The 19,707-nt window shown below is 63.1% G+C and carries 16 protein-coding genes; 11 read left to right on the top strand and 5 right to left on the bottom strand.

Annotation, left to right across the window (positions count from 1 at the left end):
- Positions 1 to 49: 49 nt before the first annotated feature.
- Positions 50 to 1,444, bottom strand: coding sequence for a class II fumarate hydratase (locus tag IAE40_RS18560; RefSeq protein WP_197893343.1), 1,395 nt, complete (start codon positions 1,442 to 1,444; stop codon positions 50 to 52).
- A gap of 157 nt (positions 1,445 to 1,601) precedes the next feature.
- On the opposite strand from IAE40_RS18560, the gene IAE40_RS18555 reads away from it, so the two are divergent.
- The 7 genes from IAE40_RS18555 to IAE40_RS18525 all read left to right on the top strand — a co-directional run bounded on the left by IAE40_RS18555 (position 1,602) and on the right by IAE40_RS18525 (position 9,366).
- Positions 1,602 to 2,126: a DUF2059 domain-containing protein gene (locus IAE40_RS18555; protein WP_054893865.1), complete on the top strand. Its 525-nt coding sequence runs from the start codon at positions 1,602 to 1,604 to the stop codon at positions 2,124 to 2,126.
- Positions 2,127 to 2,136: 10 nt separating this feature from the next.
- Positions 2,137 to 2,433, top strand: coding sequence for a BolA family protein (locus IAE40_RS18550; RefSeq protein WP_054893866.1), 297 nt, complete (start codon positions 2,137 to 2,139; stop codon positions 2,431 to 2,433).
- Between the two features lie 117 nt (positions 2,434 to 2,550).
- Entirely contained in the window at positions 2,551 to 3,483 is a 933-nt protein-coding gene (trhO, locus tag IAE40_RS18545) for an oxygen-dependent tRNA uridine(34) hydroxylase TrhO (protein WP_054893867.1), read from the top strand.
- 3 nt (positions 3,484 to 3,486) lie between these two features.
- The gene (locus tag IAE40_RS18540) at positions 3,487 to 4,119 is read left to right on the top strand and encodes a DsbA family protein (protein WP_200603666.1); all 633 of its coding nucleotides are present in this window, start codon (positions 3,487 to 3,489) and stop codon (positions 4,117 to 4,119) included.
- Positions 4,112 to 5,944 (top strand): ABC transporter ATP-binding protein, encoded by a 1,833-nt coding sequence (locus IAE40_RS18535; RefSeq protein WP_197893344.1) that lies wholly within the window; start codon positions 4,112 to 4,114, stop codon positions 5,942 to 5,944. The genes IAE40_RS18540 and IAE40_RS18535 overlap by 8 nt, the downstream gene beginning before the upstream one ends.
- 122 nt (positions 5,945 to 6,066) lie before the next feature.
- Positions 6,067 to 8,523, top strand: a complete 2,457-nt coding sequence (locus tag IAE40_RS18530; RefSeq protein ID WP_197893345.1) for an EAL domain-containing protein — start codon at positions 6,067 to 6,069, stop codon at positions 8,521 to 8,523.
- 45 nt (positions 8,524 to 8,568) lie between these two features.
- Complete coding sequence (locus IAE40_RS18525) at positions 8,569 to 9,366, top strand: TenA family transcriptional regulator (protein WP_151926277.1); 798 nt, start codon at positions 8,569 to 8,571, stop codon at positions 9,364 to 9,366.
- 58 nt (positions 9,367 to 9,424) lie between these two features.
- Here IAE40_RS18525 and IAE40_RS18520 read toward each other — a convergent pair whose 3' ends face one another.
- The 4 genes from IAE40_RS18520 to IAE40_RS18505 form a co-directional block, all read right to left on the bottom strand.
- Positions 9,425 to 10,165: a YciK family oxidoreductase gene (locus IAE40_RS18520; RefSeq protein WP_200603665.1), complete on the bottom strand. Its 741-nt coding sequence runs from the start codon at positions 10,163 to 10,165 to the stop codon at positions 9,425 to 9,427.
- A gap of 48 nt (positions 10,166 to 10,213) precedes the next feature.
- Positions 10,214 to 10,885, bottom strand: coding sequence for an N-acetylmuramic acid 6-phosphate phosphatase MupP (gene mupP, locus IAE40_RS18515; protein WP_125931655.1), 672 nt, complete (start codon positions 10,883 to 10,885; stop codon positions 10,214 to 10,216).
- Positions 10,886 to 10,887: 2 nt separating this feature from the next.
- The gene (ubiG, locus tag IAE40_RS18510) at positions 10,888 to 11,586 is read right to left on the bottom strand and encodes a bifunctional 2-polyprenyl-6-hydroxyphenol methylase/3-demethylubiquinol 3-O-methyltransferase UbiG (protein WP_112898930.1); all 699 of its coding nucleotides are present in this window, start codon (positions 11,584 to 11,586) and stop codon (positions 10,888 to 10,890) included.
- Between the two features lie 64 nt (positions 11,587 to 11,650).
- Positions 11,651 to 12,976, bottom strand: a complete 1,326-nt coding sequence (locus IAE40_RS18505; RefSeq protein ID WP_200603664.1) for a TRZ/ATZ family hydrolase — start codon at positions 12,974 to 12,976, stop codon at positions 11,651 to 11,653.
- A gap of 109 nt (positions 12,977 to 13,085) precedes the next feature.
- On the opposite strand from IAE40_RS18505, the gene mtnA reads away from it, so the two are divergent.
- The 4 genes from mtnA (at position 13,086) to pheA (ending at position 19,584) form a co-directional block, all read left to right on the top strand.
- A complete protein-coding gene (gene mtnA, locus IAE40_RS18500) occupies positions 13,086 to 14,162 on the top strand; it encodes an S-methyl-5-thioribose-1-phosphate isomerase (protein ID WP_200603663.1) in 1,077 nt (358 codons plus the stop codon).
- 258 nt (positions 14,163 to 14,420) lie between these two features.
- A complete protein-coding gene (gene gyrA / locus IAE40_RS18495; RefSeq protein WP_063545778.1) occupies positions 14,421 to 17,192 on the top strand; it encodes a DNA gyrase subunit A in 2,772 nt (923 codons plus the stop codon).
- Positions 17,193 to 17,404: 212 nt separating this feature from the next.
- The gene (serC, locus tag IAE40_RS18490) at positions 17,405 to 18,490 is read left to right on the top strand and encodes a 3-phosphoserine/phosphohydroxythreonine transaminase (protein WP_054893889.1); all 1,086 of its coding nucleotides are present in this window, start codon (positions 17,405 to 17,407) and stop codon (positions 18,488 to 18,490) included.
- On the top strand, positions 18,490 to 19,584 hold the full coding sequence (pheA, locus tag IAE40_RS18485) for a prephenate dehydratase (RefSeq protein ID WP_054893877.1): 1,095 nt from the start codon (positions 18,490 to 18,492) through the stop codon (positions 19,582 to 19,584). Before serC ends, pheA begins: the two co-directional genes overlap by 1 nt.
- The last annotated feature ends 123 nt before the right edge of the window (positions 19,585 to 19,707 follow it).

Here is a 19,707-nt window from a genome sequence, read left to right as displayed (position 1 = left end):
GGGGCCTGTCCCCGGCCAAGCCCGCGAAGAGGCCGCTATCGGCTCAGGATCAGCCCTTGGCCCCCGGTGCCAGCATGTTTTCCGGGCGCACCCACTGATCGAACTGCTCGTTGGTCAGGTACTTGAGCTCCAGCGCTGCCTCGCGCAGGGTCTTGCCCTCGCTGTAGGCCTTCTTGGCGATTTCCGCAGCCTTGTCGTAGCCGATGTGCGGGTTCAGCGCCGTCACCAGCATCAGTCCGCGCTCCAGGTGGGCGGCCATCTGTTCGGCGTCCGGCTCGATGCCGGCCACGCAGTGCTCCTGGAAGTTGCGGCAGCCATCGGCCAACAGTTCGATCGACTGCAGCAGGTTGTGGATGATCACCGGCTTGAACACATTCAACTGCAAGTGCCCCTGGCTGGCCGCGAAGCCGATCGCCGCATCGTTGCCCAGTACCTGACAGGCCAGCATCGACAGGGCTTCGCATTGGGTCGGATTGACCTTGCCCGGCATGATAGAGCTGCCTGGTTCGTTGGCCGGCAGGCGCACTTCGGCAAGCCCGGCACGCGGGCCTGAACCCAGCAGGCGCAGGTCGTTGGCGATCTTCATCAGGGCCACGGCGAGAGTTTTGAGCGCGCCAGCCAGGCTGGTCAGCGGCTCATGGCCGGCGAGGGCGGCGAACTTGTTCGGTGCGGTGACGAAGGGCAGGCCGGACAACGCCGCGAGCTCAGCGGCAATGGCTTCGGCAAAGCCGTGTGGGGCGTTGAGACCGGTGCCGACGGCCGTGCCACCCTGTGCCAGTTCACAAACTGCCGGAAGGGTGGCGCGAATTGCCCGCTGTGCGTAGTCGAGCTGGGCAACGAAGGCCGAGATTTCCTGGCCGAAGGTGATGGGCGTGGCGTCCATCATGTGTGTGCGACCAGTCTTGACCAGATTCGAGTGACGCGCCGACAGTTCTGCCAGGCCCGACGACAACTCGGCGATGGCCGGCAGCAACTTGCCATGCACGGCCTGGGCGGCGGCGATGCTCATGGCGGTAGGGAAGCAGTCGTTGGAGCTCTGCGAGCGGTTGACGTGATCGTTCGGGTGGACCGGCACCTTGCCGCCACGGCCCTTGCCAGCCAGTTCGTTGGCGCGCCCGGCGATCACTTCGTTGACGTTCATGTTGCTCTGGGTGCCACTGCCGGTCTGCCAGACCACCAGCGGGAACTGATCGTCGTGTTCGCCGTCGAGCACTTCGTCGGCGGCCTGTTCGATCAGGCGGGCAATGTCGGCTGGCAGGTCGCCGTTGCGGTCGTTGACTCGTGCCGCGGCTTTCTTGACCAGCGCCAGGGCGTGGAGGACAGCCAGGGGCATGCGCTCCTTGCCGATGGCGAAGTTGATCAGCGAGCGCTGGGTTTGCGCACCCCAGTAGGCGTCCTCTGGAACTTCGACCGGGCCCAGGCTGTCTGTCTCGATACGGCTCATGCTGCGCTCACTCCTTTGTTCAGTCAGAAGTCGCAGTTTAGGCCCTGATCCACCCGGGCGGTCAATCGCTCGTCTTCCCACTTGAGCACAGTGCCCATCGCGGCGCAGAATGCTCTACTCTGAGGTATCCGCCTCACCCTCTCATGAAGGAATTGCAATGACCCGCCTCCGTGTCCTCTTTGCCGCCGTCGCCCTGGCCTGTGCCAGCGGCCAGGTCCTCGCCGCAACTGCCAGCCACAACGCCGCCGCCGAGAAGTTCCTGACCCTGGCCAATGCCGACAAGCTGGGCACCCCGGTGTACATGCAGGTCCAGCAGATGTTCGCCCAGCGCTTCGAGCAGACCAAGGCCCCGGCCGCGAAGAAATCCGTGCTCGACAGCTACCAGGCCAAGGCCAACGCCGCCCTGGACAATGCCATTGGCTGGAAGAAGCTCAAGCCGCAGATGGTCAACCTGTACACCGCGACCTTCACCGAGCAGGAGCTCAACGACCTGGTCAAGTTCTACGAGTCGCCGCTGGGCAAGAAAGTCCTGCGCGAAATGCCCAAGGTCACCCAGCAGTCGGCCCAGCTGACCCAGCAGAGCCTGGAGCCTGCAGTGCCGGTGGTGAACAAGCTGCTGGACGACATGACCAAGGAGCTGGACCCGAACGCTGGCAAGGCCGCCGCTCCGGCGAAGAAGTGAGCCTGAATCGATGAGCATGCAACAACGCATCGAGCAGCAACTGGCAGCGCTTGGCGATCAGCACCTGCAGGTGCTGAATGAAAGCCACATGCACAGTCGTGGGCAGGAGACGCACTACAAGGCGGTGCTGGTCAGCGAACAGTTCGCCGGCCTGAACAGCGTCAAGCGTCACCAGAAGGTCTACGCCACCATGGGCGAGCTGATGGGCGAGATTCATGCCCTGGCCATCCACACCTACACGCCCGAAGAATGGGCGCAGGTAGGGGCGGCGCCGGCCTCGCCGGTGTGTGCCGGCGGCGGGCACTGAAACCTGTCCGTCGTTCTGGTAGAATCCGCTTCATCCGGGGGCCGCTTTGCGGCCCCCGTGTTTTTTGTCAAACCCGGTCCGCCCCTTACGAGGGCAACCACCTGGAGATACAGATTCATGTCCCAACCGATCGTCGTGGCGGCGCTCTATAAGTTCGTCACCCTCGAGGACTACCTCGACCTGCGTGAACCATTGTTGAAAACCCTGCAGGACAATGACGTCAAAGGCACTTTGCTGCTGGCGCTCGAGGGTATCAATGGCACGGTCTCCGGTACCCGTGAAGGTATCGACGGCCTGCTGGCCTGGCTGCGCAACGACCCGCGCCTGGCGGATGTCGACCATAAAGAGTCGTACTGCGATGAGCAGCCGTTCTACCGCACCAAGGTCAAGCTCAAGAAAGAGATCGTCACCCTCGGCGTGCCGGGCGTCGACCCCAACAAGCAGGTCGGCACCTATGTCGAACCCAAGGACTGGAACGCGCTGATCAGCGACCCCGAAGTGCTGCTGATCGACACCCGCAATGACTATGAAGTGGCCATCGGCACCTTCAAGGGCGCCATCGATCCGAAGACCGAGACCTTCCGCGAGTTTCCCGACTACATCAAGGCCAACTTCGACCCGAGCAGACACAAGAAGGTCGCGATGTTCTGCACCGGCGGCATTCGCTGTGAAAAAGCGTCCAGCTACATGCTCGGTGAAGGCTTCGAGGAGGTCTATCATCTTAAGGGTGGGGTCCTGAAATACTTCGAGGAAGTGCCTCAGGAAGAAAGCCTCTGGGACGGCGACTGCTTCGTCTTCGACAACCGGGTCACGGTGCGTCACGACCTGTCCGAGGGCGAGTACGACCAGTGCCATGCCTGCCGCCATCCGATCAATGCGGATGACCGTGCGTCCGAGCATTATTCGCCCGGGGTGAGCTGCCCGCATTGCTGGGACACCCTGAGCGAGAAGACCCGGCGCAGCGCCATCGACCGCCAGAAGCAGATCGAGCTGGCCAAGGCGCGCAACTTGCCGCACCCGATCGGTTACAACTACAAAGCCGAGGCCTGATGCATGACTGCACGCCTGCTCTATGTGATGGACCCGATGTGTTCCTGGTGCTGGGGCTTCGCTCCCGTGGCCGAGGCGTTGATCGCCCAGGCGCGGGATGCCGGTGTGCCGACGCGCCTGGTGGTGGGTGGCCTGCGCAGCGGTAGCAGCGCGTTGGATAGCTCGACGCGCAAGTACATCCTCGAGCATTGGCAGGCGGTCGCCGAGGCCACCGGTCAAGCGTTTCGCTTCGAGGGCGCCATGCCTGACGGTTTCGTCTATGACACCGAGCCGGCCTGCCGCGCCTTGGTCACGGCGCGTGATCTCGATGCCGAGCGCGGTTGGGCGCTGCTCAAGCTGATCCAGGGCGCGTTCTACGAACAGGGCCTGGATGTCACCCGTGCCCCGCAACTGGTGGACCTGGCCGAGCAGGCAGGCTTCGACCGCGAACGGTTTTCTGCAGCGTTCGCAAGCGTCGAGACCCGCACGACCACGACAGCCGACTTTGCCTGGGTTCAGGACCTGGGTATCGCCGGCTTCCCGACCCTGCTGGCCGAGCGCAATGGTCAACTGGCCTTGCTGACCAACGGCTATCAGCCGCTCGATCGCCTGCAGCCGTTGCTGGGCCGCTGGCTGCAGCAGGCTGCCTGTGCTTGATCTGTCAGGGTCTAGCGACCCTGTGCCGGGGAAGCCCCCCGTTGCGCACGATCGTCTGAGCTGGGCGGAAATCCGCCGCCTGGCGCTGCACCACAAGAAGGCCTTGTGGACTGCCAACCTGGTTGCCGTGCTTGCCGCCCTCTGCAGCGTGCCGATTCCCTTGCTGCTGCCCTTGCTGGTCGATGAAGTGCTGCTGGGCCATGGCGACGCTGCCTTGAAATGGATGAACCAGTTCCTGCCGAGCCAATGGCAGGTGGCAGCCGGTTATATCGGCTTGATGCTGGTTGCGACCCTCAGCCTGCGCCTGGCCTCGCTGGCCTTCGGTGTGATCCAGGCCAGGCAGTTCGCCGGGCTGGCCAAGGATATCGTGTACCGCTTGCGAATCCGCCTGATCGAGCGGCTCAAGCGGATCTCGCTCAAGGAGTATGAAAGCCTGGGCAGTGGCACGGTCACTACGCATCTGGTCACCGACCTGGACACCCTGGACAAGTTCGTCGGTGAAACGCTCAGCCGCTTCCTGGTGGCCATGCTGACGCTTACCGGCACTGCGGCGATCCTGATCTGGATGCACTGGAAGCTGGCGCTGCTGATCCTGCTGTTCAACCCGTTGGTGATCTATTTCACCGTGCAGTTGGGCAAGCGGGTCAAGCACCTGAAGAAGCTCGAGAACGACAGTACCGGGCGTTTTACCCAGGCGCTGAGCGAGACCCTCGACGCCATCCAGGAAATCCGCGCAAGCAACCGCCAGGGCTATTTCCTCGGGCGCCTTGGAGTACGTGCCCGGGAAGTGCGTGACTATGCGGTGGCCTCGCAGTGGAAGAGCGACGCCAGTGGTCGGGCCAGCGGTCTGCTGTTCCAGTTCGGCATCGACATTTTCCGCGCTGCGGCGATGCTCACGGTGTTGTTCTCCGACCTGTCGATCGGGCAGATGCTGGCTGTGTTCAGTTACCTGTGGTTCATGATCGGCCCGGTGGAGCAGTTGCTCAACCTGCAGTACGCCTACTACGCGGCCGGTGGTGCGCTGAGCCGGCTCAACGAGTTGCTGTCGCGGGAGGACGAACCGCAGTATCCGGCCGCCTGTGATCCGTTCGCTGGGCACGCGACGGTGGGTATCGAGGTGCGCGAGCTGCGCTTCGCCTATGCCGATGAGCCGGTGCTCGATCACCTGGACCTGTCCATCGCTCCGGGCGAGAAGGTGGCTATCGTCGGTGCCAGCGGCGGCGGCAAGAGCACGCTGGTTCAGCTGCTGCTGGGGTTGTACAGCGCCCAGGCCGGGACCATTCGCTTTGGCGGTGCCAGCCTTCAGGAGATCGGCCTGGAGACCCTGCGCGAACATGTCGCGGTGGTGCTGCAGCATCCATCGTTGTTCAACGACAGTGTGCGCGCCAACCTGACCATGGGCCGCGAGTGCAGTGACGACGCCTGTTGGCAGGCGCTGCGCATCGCCCAGCTCGATGCCACCATCGCCGCGCTGCCGCAGGGATTGGACAGTGTGGTCGGGCGCTCTGGTGTACGCCTGTCCGGGGGCCAGCGTCAACGCCTGGCGATTGCCCGGATGGTACTGGCCGAGCCGAAGGTGGTGATCCTCGACGAGGCTACCTCGGCCCTCGATGCGGCCACCGAATACAACCTCCATCAGGCCCTGGCGCGCTTCCTCAGCGGCCGCACCACTCTGATCATTGCCCATCGCCTGTCCGCGGTGAAACAGGCTGATCGGGTTCTGGTATTCGACGGCGGTCATGTGGCCGAAGACGGCGGCCACCAGCAGCTCATCGCCGAAGGCGGGTTGTACGCCAAGCTGTATGGGCACCTGCAACAGTCCTGATCGGGCGGTGCATCAATAGGTGCAGTGGCTGCGACAAAAAGCTCCGCGCAGTTATGGCAAATGGCCTACGCTGTGCTTGTCTGGGTCGATTCGTGCCATATCCGCTCTGAGACAGGGACTACATGAAGGGAAATCGGACTCTCGAGGCGCCAAGGTTGCTGGGAATCATCTGGCCCTTCGTCGCAGTGGTGGTTTTCCAGGTGCTGTTGGGCAGCCTCAGTCTTTATTCGCTTTCGGCCATGCGTGCGTACGTGGCCGGCGAAAGCCTGTGGTCCAAGGCACAGAAAGACGCCATCTATTACCTCAATCTGTATGCCGAAAGCCAGGACGAACGCATCTTCGAGCGTTATCGCCAGGCCATTGCCATACCCCAGGGCGACCGTGAGCTACGGGTGGCTCTCGATCAGCCTGTCCCGGACCTGGAGGCGGCGCGGCGCGGGATCTTGCAGGGTGGTAACCATCCGGACGACGTCAATCGGATCATCTGGTTCTACCGCAATTTTCGCCAGATCAGTTACATGCAGAACGCCATCGGCTACTGGAACACCGGCGACGACTACCTGCGGCAACTGGACGGCCTGGCCCAGCAAATGCGCGAGGCCTTCGTCCAGGGGGTGGCCACTGAACGCGAGGTGGCGGACTGGAAAGCGCGTATCGTCTCGATCAACGAGGGCGTGACGCCGGCCGCCAAGGCATTCAGCGATGCATTGGGTGAAGGCTCGCGGGTGCTGCTGCGGGTGTTGATGGTCACCAATCTGCTCACGGCGTTGTTTCTCATCGCGCTGGCCTGGCGCCGTTCTGCACGGTTGCTGTCCCAGCGCCAGGCGTTTGCCAGCGCTTTGCAGGTGGAGCGTGAGCGGGCACAGACCACCCTTGAATCGATTGGCGATGCGGTGATCACCACCGATGTCGAGGGGTGCATCGTCTACATGAACCCTGCCGCGGAGCAGTTGACCCACTGGCAGGCCTCCCAGGCCCATGGCTTGCCGCTGGCGGCGCTGTTCAGCCTGCTCGATGAGAATGCCGAGCGGGACAGCCTGACCCTGGTCGAGCAGGTACTCAGCGGCAGCCTCAAGGGCGGCGCCGAGCATGCCCGGCTGATCCAGCGCCTGGATGGCAGTACGGTATCGGTCAACCTGGTTGGATCGCCGATCCACACCGACGGCCAGATCAGCGGTATCGTGCTGGCCTTGCATGACATGACGCAGGAGCGACAGTACATCGCCAACCTGTCCTGGCAGGCGACTCACGATGCCCTGACGGGCCTGGCCAACCGCCGCGAGTTCGAGTATCGCCTGGAGCAGGCGCTCAACACCTTGGTCCGTCAGTCGGGGCGCCATTCGCTGATGTTTCTCGACCTTGACCAGTTCAAGCTGGTCAACGATACCTGCGGACACGCTGCGGGCGATGAGTTGCTGCGCCATATCTGCGCCGTGCTGCAGGCAGGCCTGCGCGAAGGTGACACCCTGGCCCGGCTGGGCGGTGATGAATTCGGCGTGTTGCTGGAAAACTGCCCACCCGACCAGGCCGAGCGGATTGCCGAGCACTTGCGCCAGACCGTGCAGAGCCTGCATTTCGTCTGGAAGGGACGACCCTTCGTCACCACCGTCAGTATTGGCCTGGTACACATTGCCCAGTCGCCCGGCACCCTCGAGGCCTCGCTGCGGGCAGCCGACATGGCTTGCTACATGGCCAAGGAGAAGGGTCGCAACCGTGTGCAGGTCTACCATGCCGACGACAGCGAGTTGTCGATGCGCTTTGGCGAGATGGCCTGGATCCAGCGCCTGCATGTCGCGCTCGAGGAAAACCGCTTCTGCTTGTATGCCCAGGAAATCGCCCCGCTCAAGCCCGACATGGGCGCCGGGCACATAGAGATTCTTCTGCGCCTGCATGACGAGAGCGGCCGGACCGTGCTGCCTGACAGCTTCATCCCTGCTGCCGAACGCTACGGCCTGATGACCGCACTCGATCGCTGGGTGGTGCGCAATGTGTTTCAGGTGATTCGTCAGGCGCTGGATGAAGGTTGCAGTCGGCCGCTGGCGATGTGCGCGATCAATCTGTCGGGTAGCAGCATTGGCGACGACAAGTTTCTGGAGTACTTGCAGCGATCGTTCGCCGAGTACCAGATTCCTCCGCACATGATTTGTTTCGAAATAACCGAGACCAGCGCAATCGCCAATTTGGGAAGTGCTATTCGCTTCATCAACGAATTGAAAGGCTTGGGCTGCAAGTTCTCCCTCGACGATTTCTGCGCCGGGATGTCGTCATTCGCCTATTTGAAGCATTTACCCGTAGACTTCCTGAAGATCGACGGAAGTTTCGTCAAAGATATGCTCGACGATCCCATTAACAGGGCTATGGTGGAGGTGATCAACCATATCGGCCATGTCATGGGTAAGCGCACCATCGCCGAATTCGTCGAAACGCCGTTGATCGAGCAGGCGCTGCAGGAGATCGGCGTGGATTTCGCGCAGGGTTATCTGATCGAGCGGCCGCAGGTGTTCACCTGTGGCAGCCTTCAGCGACAACGGATTGCAGTAAGGCCCCTGTTGCACCGGGCGCCAGGGACCTTCCGCTGATACCAGTAGCCGTCCGGGAAATCACAGGGAATCAAGGAGCTGACAGTGATTGAAGCATTCGTTCGGATCGGTCCATTGATGGACGCCAAGAGCTATCCCGACTGGGCGCAGAAAATGATCGATGATTGCGCCGAGAGCAAGCGCAGGGTGGTCGAGCATGAGATCTACCAGCGGCTGAGCGACGGCAAACTGAGCAAGAAGACCATTCGCCAGTACTTGATCGGTGGCTGGCCGGTGGTCGAACAGTTCTCGCTGTACATGGCCCACAACCTCACCAAGACCCGCTACGGCCGAAGCCAGGGCGAAGATATGGCGCGGCGTTGGTTGATACGCAATATCCGTGTCGAACTCAATCATGCCGACCATTGGGTCAAATGGTGCAAGGCGCACGACATTACCTTGAAGGACTTGCAGGCCCAGGATGTTCCGCCTGAGCTGAACGGCTTGAATGATTGGTGCTGGCGCGTCTGTGCGACCGAGTCCCTGGCCATTGCGATGGCCGCGACCAACTATGCAATCGAAGGGGCGACGGGAGAGTGGTCGGCAAAGGTCTATCCCGACACGGACTACGCGCAGGCCTTCATCCAGCAAGGTGACAAGGAGTCCAAGGCGGCCATGAGGTGGCTGGATCTGCACGCCGAGTACGATGATGCTCACCCATGGGAGGCATTGGAGATCATCTGCACGCTGGTGGGCGAGAACCCTTCCGAGGAATTGCAGGCGCAACTGCGCAAGGCAATCTGCAAGAGCTACGACTGCATGTACCTGTTCCTGGAGCGTTGCCTGGCAATGGAGCCTGTGCAGCGTCAGACCTTCAGCAAGCCGGTGTTGGCGGCGGGCTGATCAGGTGCCCGGCCTCATCGCGCGCTTGCAGAGATGAGGCCGGTGCAGTTGCCGGCGTTTATTGGGCGTTGAACGCTTGTCCGTTCACGCCGCTGCTGTCAGGGCCCATCAGGTACAGGTACACCGGCATGATGTCTTCGGGCAACGGATTGTCCTGCGGGTTCTCGCTGGGATAGGCCAGCGCCCGCATCGCCGTGCGCGTGGCACCCGGGTTGATGCTGTTGGCGCGCACCGGCGCCACGCCTTCCAGTTCGTCGGCCAGGGTCTGCATCAGGCCTTCGGTGGCGAACTTCGACACGCCATAAGCGCCCCAGTAGGCCCGGCCCTTGCGCCCCACGCTGGACGAGGTGAACACCACCGAGGCGTCCTCGGACAACTTGAGCAGCGGCAGCAGTGTGCTGGTCAGCATGAAGGTCGCGTTGACGTTGATGTGCATCACACGCATGAAATTGTCGCCCGACAACTGCTCCAGCGGCGTACGCGGGCCGATGATCGACGCGTTGTTGAGCAGGCCGTCGAGGCGCCCGAACTGTTCTTCGACCATCACCGCCAGTTCGTCGTACTGATGGGGCAGGGCGGTTTCCAGGTTGAACGGAACCACCACAGGTTGTGGGTGGCCGGCGGCCTCGATCTGGTCGTAGACCTCGTTGAGGTTGGCCTCGGTCTTGCCCAGCAGCAGCACGGTGGCCCCCAGTGCTGCATAGGCCTTGGCGGCGGCAGCGCCGATGCCGCGGCCAGCGCCGGTGACAAGAATGACCCGACCCTTGAGCAGGTCGGGGCGGGCGATGTAGTCGAACATTGAGAATTCCCTGTTTTTATCCCTGTGTGTGCTGCCAGCCCTTACAGCTCAGCAGCCGCACAACGCACTGTCGATCACCTTGCGCAGGTCCAGCGGGTGGTCCACCACCACGTCGGCGCCCCAGTTGTTGGGGTTGTCCTCTGGATGAATATAGCCGTAGCGCACGGCTGCGGTGCGGGTGCCGGCATCGCGGCCGGATTCGATATCACGCAGATCGTCGCCGACGAACAGTACGCTGGCTGGGTCCAGGTCAAGCGTCTTGCAGGCGAGGATCAGCGGCTCGGGGTCGGGCTTGCTGTTCTTCACGTGATCGGGGCAGATCAGCAGCGCCGAGCGCTCGGCCAGGCCAAGCTGCTGCATGATCGGCTCGGCGAAGCGTACCGGCTTGTTGGTGACCACGCCCCACAGCAGGTTGCCTTTCTCGATGTCGTCCAGCAGTTCGGCCATGCCCTCGAACAGCTTGCTGTGCACCGCGCAGTCACGCTGGTAGCGCTCGAGAAACTCCAGGCGCAGGGCTTCGAAGCCTTCGGCGTCAGGGCTCATGGCGAAAGTGGCGGCGACCATGGCCCGGGCGCCGCCGGAGATCACGCCGCGGATCAACTGGTCGTCCACCGCCGGCAGTCCGCGTTCTGCGAGCATGGCCTGGCAGATGGCGATGAAGTCTGGCGCGGTGTCCAGCAGGGTACCGTCCATGTCGAAGAGTACTGCTCGCAGGCGCATGCTCATTCCTCGCGCAGGGTCTGGATCATGTAGTTGACATCGACGTCGCTGGCCAGCTTGTAGTGCTTGGTCAGCGGATTGTAGGTGAGGCCGATGATGTCCTTCACTTCGAGGCCGGCAACACGGCTCCAGGCGCCGAGCTCCGATGGCCGGATGAATTTCTTGAAGTCATGGGTGCCGCGCGGCAGCATCTTGAGGATGTACTCGGCGCCGATGATCGCCAGCAGGTAGGCTTTGGGGTTGCGGTTGATGGTGGAGAAGAACACCTGGCCGCCGGGCTTGACCAGGCGATGGCAGGCGCGGATCACCGAGGAGGGGTCGGGCACGTGTTCGAGCATTTCCAGGCAGGTGACCACGTCGAACTGGCCAGGCAGCTCTTCTGCGAGCGCTTCGGCGGTGATTTGCCGGTACTCGACCTCAACCCCCGATTCCAGCTGGTGCAGGCGCGCCACGGCCAGTGGTGCTTCGCCCATGTCGATACCGGTCACGGTGGCGCCGCGCTGGGCCATTGCCTCGCTGAGGATGCCGCCGCCGCAGCCGACGTCCAGTACCTTCTTGCCGGCGAGGCTGGCGCGCTCGTCGATCCAGTTGACCCGCAGCGGGTTGATCTCGTGCAGGGGCTTGAACTCGCTCTCGCGGTCCCACCAGCGGTGAGCCAGGGCCTCGAACTTGGCGATTTCGGCGCGGTCGACGTTGCTCATTGAACAGATCCTCTGAAAACTTCGATAAAAGGTGTCTCAGGCGGCAGCCGCAGCTGCCGGCCGGTCATTCTTTGCCAGCGCGAATGCGCGCTCCCCAGGTGCGGGCGGTGTCGATCAGTGCGGCTTCGTCCATCTGGGTCAGGCGCCTGTCGTCGAGCAGGTGGTGGCCCGCGACCCAGACGTGGCGCACGCAGTCGCGGCCGGTGGCGTAGATCAGTTGCGAAACCGGGTCATGCACCGGTTGCTGGGCCAGGCCCGAGAGGTCGAAGGCGGTGATGTCCGCGGCCTTGCCCACCTCCAGCGAGCCGATGCTTGCTTCCAGCCCCAGGGCGCGGGCGCCGTTGAGCGTGGCCATGCGCAGGGCGCGGTGGGCGTCCAGGGCCGTGGCCGAACCTGCGACGGCCTTGGCCAGCAATGCTGCGGTCCGGGTTTCGCCAAGCAGGTCGAGGTCGTTGTTGCTGGCGGCACCGTCGGTGCCCACGGCAACGTTGACCCCGGCCTGCCACAAGCGTTCGACCGGGCAGAAGCCGCTGGCCAGCTTGAGGTTGGATTCCGGACAGTGCACCACGCTGGTGTTGCTTTCTACCAACAGGGCAAGGTCGTCGTCGCTGATCTGGGTCATGTGCACGGCTTGCAGGCGCGGACCCAGCAGGCCGAGGCGCGCCAGGCGTGCCAGGGGGCGTTCGCCGTGCTCGGCCACGGCCCGCTCGACCTCGCCGGCGGTCTCGTGGATGTGCATGTGCAGCGGCGCGTCGAGCTGGTCGGCGATGACCCGGATCTTCTCCAGATTCTCGTCATTGACTGTATACGGGGCATGGGGGCCGAGGGCGATACTGATGCGTGGGTGATGGCGCAGGTCGCCGAACAGCTCGATGGCCAGGTGCAGGGCCTCGTCGGTGGTGCGCGCACCGGGGATGGGGAAGTCCAGCAACGGCACGGCCACCTGGGCGCGGATGCCGCTGCGGTGCACGCGGTCACAGGCTTCGCGGGGGAAAAAGTACATGTCGGCAAAGCAGGTGATGCCACCCTTGAGCTGCTCGGCGATCGCCAGGTCGGTGCCGTCGCGCACGAAGGCTTCGTCGACCCAGCGTCCCTCGGCCGGCCAGATGTGCTCCTGCAGCCAGGTCATCAGCGGCAGGTCGTCGGCCAGGCCGCGGAACAGGGTCATGGCGGCGTGCCCGTGGGCGTTGACCAGCCCCGGAGTGAGCACGCAGTCGGGCAGCTCGCGCACCTCGCGTGCCTGTGGTGCCCGCTCGCGGGGGCCGATCCAGGCAATCAGCCCGTCCCGGATACCCAGGGCGTGCCCTTCGAGCGCCACGCTGGCCGGCTCCACGGGCACCAGCCAGCGGGGTGCGAGCAGCAGGTCGAGCGGCGAAGAGGCTGAAAGCATAGGCAGGCTACCGGGTTCCGTTAAATGGAACGCGCAGTATACCCGAGCGCCTGCGCCCGAGGCTCGCTATAATCGTCCGCTTTTGATCAGTGAATTGCGGGGAGAGGCGATGCGCGAGCGACTTTTGGCGGCGGAGAAGGTGACCAGCATCCAGTGGCGTGATGGCACCCTGCATCTGCTCGACCAGCGTCTGCTGCCGACCCGCGAGCACTGGCTGACCTGCGCCGATGTGGCAGCCGTGGTCCAGGCGATCCGCGGCATGGCGGTGCGCGGTGCGGCTGCCATAGGCATCAGTGCTGCCTATGGGCTGGTGCTTGCGCTGCGTCAGCGCCTGGCCGAGGACGATGACTGGGAGCAGGCGCTGGAAGAGGACTTTCTCGAACTGGCCGAGGCGCGCCCGACTGCTGCCAACCTGTTCTGGGCGCTCAACCGCATGCGCGAGCGCCTGCAGCGGTTGCGCCCCGACGAGGACGTGCTCGCAGCCATGGAGGCTGAAGCTGTGGCGATCCACGACAGCGATCGCGAAGCCAACCTGACCATGGCGCAGAGCGGTATCGAGCAGATCCGTCGCCACCAGGGCAGCGAGCAGACCTTGCTGACCTACGGCAATGCCGGTGCGTTGGCCAGCGGTGGTTTCGGCACTGCGTTGGGGGTGATCCACGCCGCCTATCTGGAGGGCATGGTCGAGCGCGTCTATGCCGCTGAAACCCGCCCCTGGTTGCACGGATCGCGCCTGACGGCCTGGGAGCTGTCCCATGAGGGGATACCGGTCACGTTGTGTGCAGACTCGGCGCTGGCGCACCTGATGAAGACCAAGGGCATCACCTGGGTTGTGGTCGGTGCCGATTGCATCGCGGCCAATGGCGACATGGCGAGCAAGATCGGCACATACCAGCTGGCGGTCTCTGCCATGCACCACGGCGTACGTTTCATGGTGGTGGCGTCGAGTACCAGCATTGACCTCAACCTCGCCAGCGGTGATGACATCCCTCTCGAAGAGCGCGAGGCAGACGAGTTGCTGGACGTGGCCGGGAAGCGGGTCGCTGCGGATGTCGAGGTGTTCAATACCGTTTTCGATGTGACCCCTGCGGATCTGATCGATGTGATCGTGACCGAAAAGGGTATTGTCGAGCGCCCGGACGCTGCAAAAATCGCCCAGTTGATGTGTCGCAAGCGCTTGCATTGAGTGTTTTCGCGAGGGGGATGGCGGTCGGGACTTTCCGCTTCAGTGGCATCCTGCCCCATCTCCCACCCGCCAACCCTTTGTGATACCATCCGACAGTTTCCAAGGCCGCTCTTTTCCGCGGCCTTCATTGCGCAGATCCTGGGCACAACTCATTGATTTGTCGTATGTCGTCGCACTGTCGAACGCTGCGGCGACGAGCTTCGTTCGTCCACCGATGGATATGGCGAAGTTTCACCAGAAAAAGGAATCAGGCTTCTCATGGGCGAACTGGCCAAAGAAATCCTCCCGGTCAATATCGAAGACGAACTGAGACAGTCCTACCTCGACTACGCGATGAGCGTGATTGTCGGGCGAGCGCTGCCCGATGCGCGTGACGGCTTGAAGCCTGTGCATCGCCGCGTCCTGTACGCGATGAGCGAGCTGGGCAACGACTGGAACAAGCCGTACAAGAAGTCCGCCCGTGTGGTCGGTGACGTCATCGGTAAATACCACCCGCACGGCGATACCGCTGTGTACGACACCATCGTGCGCATGGCGCAGCCGTTCTCGCTGCGCTATCTGCTGGTCGATGGCCAAGGCAACTTCGGTTCGGTGGACGGCGACAACGCCGCGGCCATGCGATACACCGAAGTGCGCATGACCAAGCTGGCTCACGAGCTGCTGGCCGACCTGCACAAGGAAACGGTCGACTGGGTGCCCAACTACGACGGCACCGAGCAGATCCCGGCTGTCATGCCGACCAAGATCCCCAACTTGCTGGTCAACGGCTCCAGCGGTATTGCCGTGGGCATGGCGACCAACATTCCGCCGCACAACCTGGGCGAGGTCATCGATGGCTGCCTGGCGCTGATCGACAACCCCGAGGTCACCGTCGATGAGCTGATGCAGTTCATCCCAGGCCCGGACTTCCCGACTGCCGGCATCATCAACGGTCGCCAGGGCATCATCGAGGCCTATCGTACCGGTCGTGGCCGCATCTACATGCGTGCCCGTTCCGAGATCGAAGACATCGACAAGGTCGGTGGCCGTCAGCAGATCGTCGTCACCGAGCTGCCGTACCAGCTGAACAAGGCGCGTCTGATCGAAAAGATCGCCGAGCTGGTCAAAGAGAAGAAGATCGAAGGCATCACCGAGCTGCGCGACGAGTCCGACAAGGACGGCATGCGCATCGTCATCGAGCTGCGTCGCGGCGAGGTGCCGGAGGTGGTGCTCAACAACCTCTATCAGCAGACCCAGCTGCAGAGCGTGTTCGGTATCAACGTCGTCGCGCTGATCGACGGTCGTCCTCGGTTGCTGAACCTGAAAGACCTGCTCGAGGCCTTCGTTCGTCACCGTCGCGAAGTGGTCACCCGTCGCACCGTGTTCGAATTGCGCAAGGCGCGCGAGCGTGGGCACATCCTCGAAGGTCAGGCCGTCGCGCTGTCCAACATCGATCCGGTCATTGCCCTGATCAAGGCCTCGCCGACGCCGTCGGAAGCCAAGGAAGCCCTGATCGGCACGCCGTGGGAATCCAGTGCCGTGCAGGTCATGGTCGAGCGCGCCGGCGCCGACTCCTGCCGTCCGGAAGACCTGCCGGAGCAGTATGGCCTGCGTGATGGCAAGTACTGGCTGTCGCCTGAACAGGCCCAGGCCATTCTCGACCTGCGTCTGCACCGTCTGACTGGCCTGGAGCACGAGAAGCTGCTGGCCGAGTACCAGGAGATCCTCGAGCAGATCGGCGAGTTGATCCGCATCCTCAACAGCGCCCAGCGCCTGATGGAAGTGATCCGCGAAGAGCTCGAAGCGATCCGCGCCGAGTACGGCGATGCCCGTCGTACCCAGATCCTCGATGCCCGTCACGACCTCAACTACGGCGACATGATCCCCGAAGAAGAGCGTGTGGTGACCATCTCCCATGGTGGATATGCCAAGACCCAACCGTTGTCCGCTTACCAGGCCCAGCGCCGTGGCGGCAAGGGCAAGTCGGCCACCGGCGTGAAGGACGAGGACTACATCGAACACCTGCTGGTCGCCAACAGCCACGCCACGCTGCTGCTGTTCTCCAGCAAGGGCAAGGTGTACTGGCTCAAGACCTACGACATCCCTGAAGCCTCGCGCGCCGCGCGTGGGCGCCCTATGGTCAACCTGCTGCCGCTGGAAGACGGCGAGCGCATCACCGCGATGCTGCAGATCGATCTCGAAGCCCTGCAGCAGAGCGCCGACCTCGACGAAGAGATCGACGAGGCGGAAGACGCGGTGCTCGAGGGCGAGGTGATCGAGCCGGAAGAGGTCGACGAAGAAGACGGCGACACGCCGGAATTGGTTGCCGAGCCAACCGGCGCCTACATCTTCATGGCGACCGCTTCCGGTACCGTCAAGAAGACCCCGCTGGTGCAGTTCGCTCGCCCGCGCTCCAACGGCCTGATCGCGCTCAAGCTGAAGGAAGGTGACACCCTGATCGCTGCTGCCATCACCGATGGCGCGAAGGAAGTCATGATGTTCTCCAACGCCGGCAAGGTGATTCGCTTCGCCGAGAGCGTGGTTCGCGAGATGGGTCGTACTGCGCGCGGTGTGCGTGGCATGAGGCTGGGCAAGGGGCAGGAAGTGATTTCCATGCTGATCCCCGAGTCCGGCGCACAGATTCTCACCGCCTCCGAGCGTGGCTTCGGCAAGCGTACTCCGCTGTCCAAGTTCCCGCGTCGTGGTCGTGGTGGGCAAGGTGTGATCGCCATGGGCACCAAGGGGCGCAACGGTTTGCTGATCGGTGCCATCCAGGTTCAGGAAGGCGAGGAGATCATGTTGATTTCCGACCAGGGTACCCTGGTGCGTACACGGGTTGGCGAGGTCTCCAGTCTGAGCCGTAACACCCAGGGTGTGACGCTGATCAAACTGGCCAGCGACGAGACGCTGGTGGGGCTGGAGCGTATCCAGGAACCGTCCGAGGACGAGCTCGACGACATCGTCGAGGCGGACGAGGAGGGCGTCGACAACGACGCGCTGGACACGGCTGGCGAAGACGCCGCAGGCACCGAAGAGGCGCCGCAGGACTAAGCCAGTGCACTACCCGAACGGGGCGACCAAGGTCGCCCCGTTTGACTGATTAGCGACGGCAACGTCTGGTTTTTGTGGGAGCGGGCTTGCCCGCGAAGCAGGCGGTGCGATGTATGGCGCCGGCTTCGCCGGTGTTCGCGGGCAAGCCCGCTCCCACAGGATTACCGCTGAACCAGCTGGTTAGATTTTGTTCTATTAGAGCGAGAGTGGATGTGAGCAAACGAGCCTTTAACTTCTGCGCAGGCCCTGCCGCGCTTCCCGACGCTGTGCTGCAGCGTGCTCAGGCCGAAATGCTGGACTGGCGCGGCAAGGGCTTGTCAGTGATGGAAATGAGCCACCGCAGCGATGACTACGTGGCGATCGCTGAAAAGGCCGAGCAAGACCTGCGTGATCTGCTGACCATTCCCTCGAACTACAAGGTGCTGTTCCTGCAGGGCGGTGCCAGCCAGCAGTTCGCCGAGATCCCGCTGAACCTGCTGCCGGAAAACGCCACCGCCGACTACATCGAGACCGGTATCTGGTCGAAGAAGGCCATCGAGGAAGGGCGCCGTTTCGGCAATATCAACGTTGCCGCCAGTGCCAAGCCCTACGATTACCTGGCCATTCCTGGTCAGAACGAGTGGAAGCTGACCCCAGGGGCTGCCTACGTTCACTACGCCTCCAACGAAACCATCGGCGGCCTGCAGTTCGACTGGGTGCCTGAAACCGGTGATGTTCCGCTGGTGGTCGACATGTCGTCCGACATCCTCTCGCGCCCGATCGACGTGTCGCAGTACGGCCTGATCTACGCCGGTGCGCAAAAGAACATAGGCCCGAGCGGCCTGGTGGTGGTCATCGTGCGCGAAGACCTGCTCGGTCGCGCGCGCAGCACGTGCCCGACCATGCTCGACTACAAGATCTCGGCCGATAATGGTTCGATGTACAACACCCCGGCTACCTACTCCTGGTACCTGTCGGGCCTGGTGTTCGAGTGGCTCAAGGAGCAGGGCGGCGTCGAGGCCATGGAGCAGCGAAACCGCTCCAAGAAAGAACGCCTCTACGGCTTTATCGACGCCAGCGAGTTCTACACCAACCCGATCAGCCACAACGCCCGCTCTTGGATGAACGTGCCGTTCCGTCTCGCCGACGAGCGCCTGGACAAGGCATTCCTCGCCGGTGCCGACGCCCGAGGCCTGCTCAATCTCAAGGGCCATCGTTCGGTCGGTGGCATGCGTGCCTCGATCTACAACGCGCTGGGGCTGGATGCGGTGGAAGCCCTGGTGGCCTACATGGCCGAATTCGAGAAGGAGCACGGCTGATGTCCGAACAGGAACTCAAGGCCCTGCGCGTTCGCATTGACAGTCTCGACGAGAAAATCCTTGAGCTGATCAGCGATCGTGCCCGCTGCGCCGAAGAAGTGGCGCGAGTCAAGACCGCTTCGCTCGCCGAAGGCGAGAAGCCGGTGTTCTACCGTCCTGAGCGTGAGGCTGCAGTGCTCAAGCGCGTCATGGAGCGCAACAAGGGGCCGTTGGGTAACGAAGAGATGGCGCGTCTGTTCCGCGAAATCATGTCGTCGTGCCTGGCCCTGGAAGAGCCGTTGAAGATTGCCTACCTCGGCCCCGAGGGCACCTTCACCCAGGCTGCGGCCATGAAGCATTTCGGTCATGCGGTGATCAGCCGCCCGATGGCGGCCATCGATGAAGTGTTCCGCGAAGTGGCGGCCGGCGCGGTCAACTTCGGCGTGGTGCCGGTGGAAAACTCCACCGAAGGCGCGGTGAGTCACACGCTCGACAGCTTCCTCGAGCACGACATGGTGATCTGTGGCGAGGTCGAGCTACGTATCCACCACCACCTGCTGGTGGGCGAGAACACGAAGACCGACAGCATCACCCGTATCTACTCGCACGCCCAGTCGCTTGCCCAGTGCCGCAAGTGGCTGGACGCGCACTACCCGAACGTCGAGCGCGTTGCAGTTTCTAGCAATGCCGAGGCGGCCAAGCGGGTCAAGGGTGAGTGGAATTCGGCGGCGATCGCTGGTGACATGGCAGCCAATCTGTATGGTTTGACCCGTCTGGCAGAGAAGATCGAAGACCGTCCGGACAACTCTACGCGCTTCCTGATGATCGGTAACCAGGAAGTGCCGCCAACCGGCGACGACAAGACCTCGATCATCGTTTCGATGAGCAACAAGCCAGGCGCGCTGCATGAACTGCTGGTGCCATTCCACGATAACGGCATCGACCTGACCCGCATCGAGACCCGCCCGTCGCGCAGCGGCAAGTGGACCTACGTGTTCTTCATCGACTTCGTTGGCCACCACCGAGATCCGTTGATCAAGGCGGTGCTGGAGAAGATCAGCCAGGAGGCCGTGGCGTTGAAGGTGCTGGGGTCTTATCCGAAGGCGGTGCTCTGAATTTATTGTTGCCCGTGGGTGGGAGCGCTTTGCGCTCGATCGCGGGATCAGCCCGCTCCCACAGGTTTCACGTTGCCCGTGAGAGTGGCGTCGGACCTATAGTGCGGGTTCGTCCTGCCCATC

The organism is Pseudomonas sp. S44, from assembly GCF_016624805.1.
Lineage (GTDB): Bacteria > Pseudomonadota > Gammaproteobacteria > Pseudomonadales > Pseudomonadaceae > Aquipseudomonas > Aquipseudomonas machongensis.
Note: the sequence above shows the minus strand (reverse complement) of the source record. Positions and strands in the feature narration are given on the sequence as shown.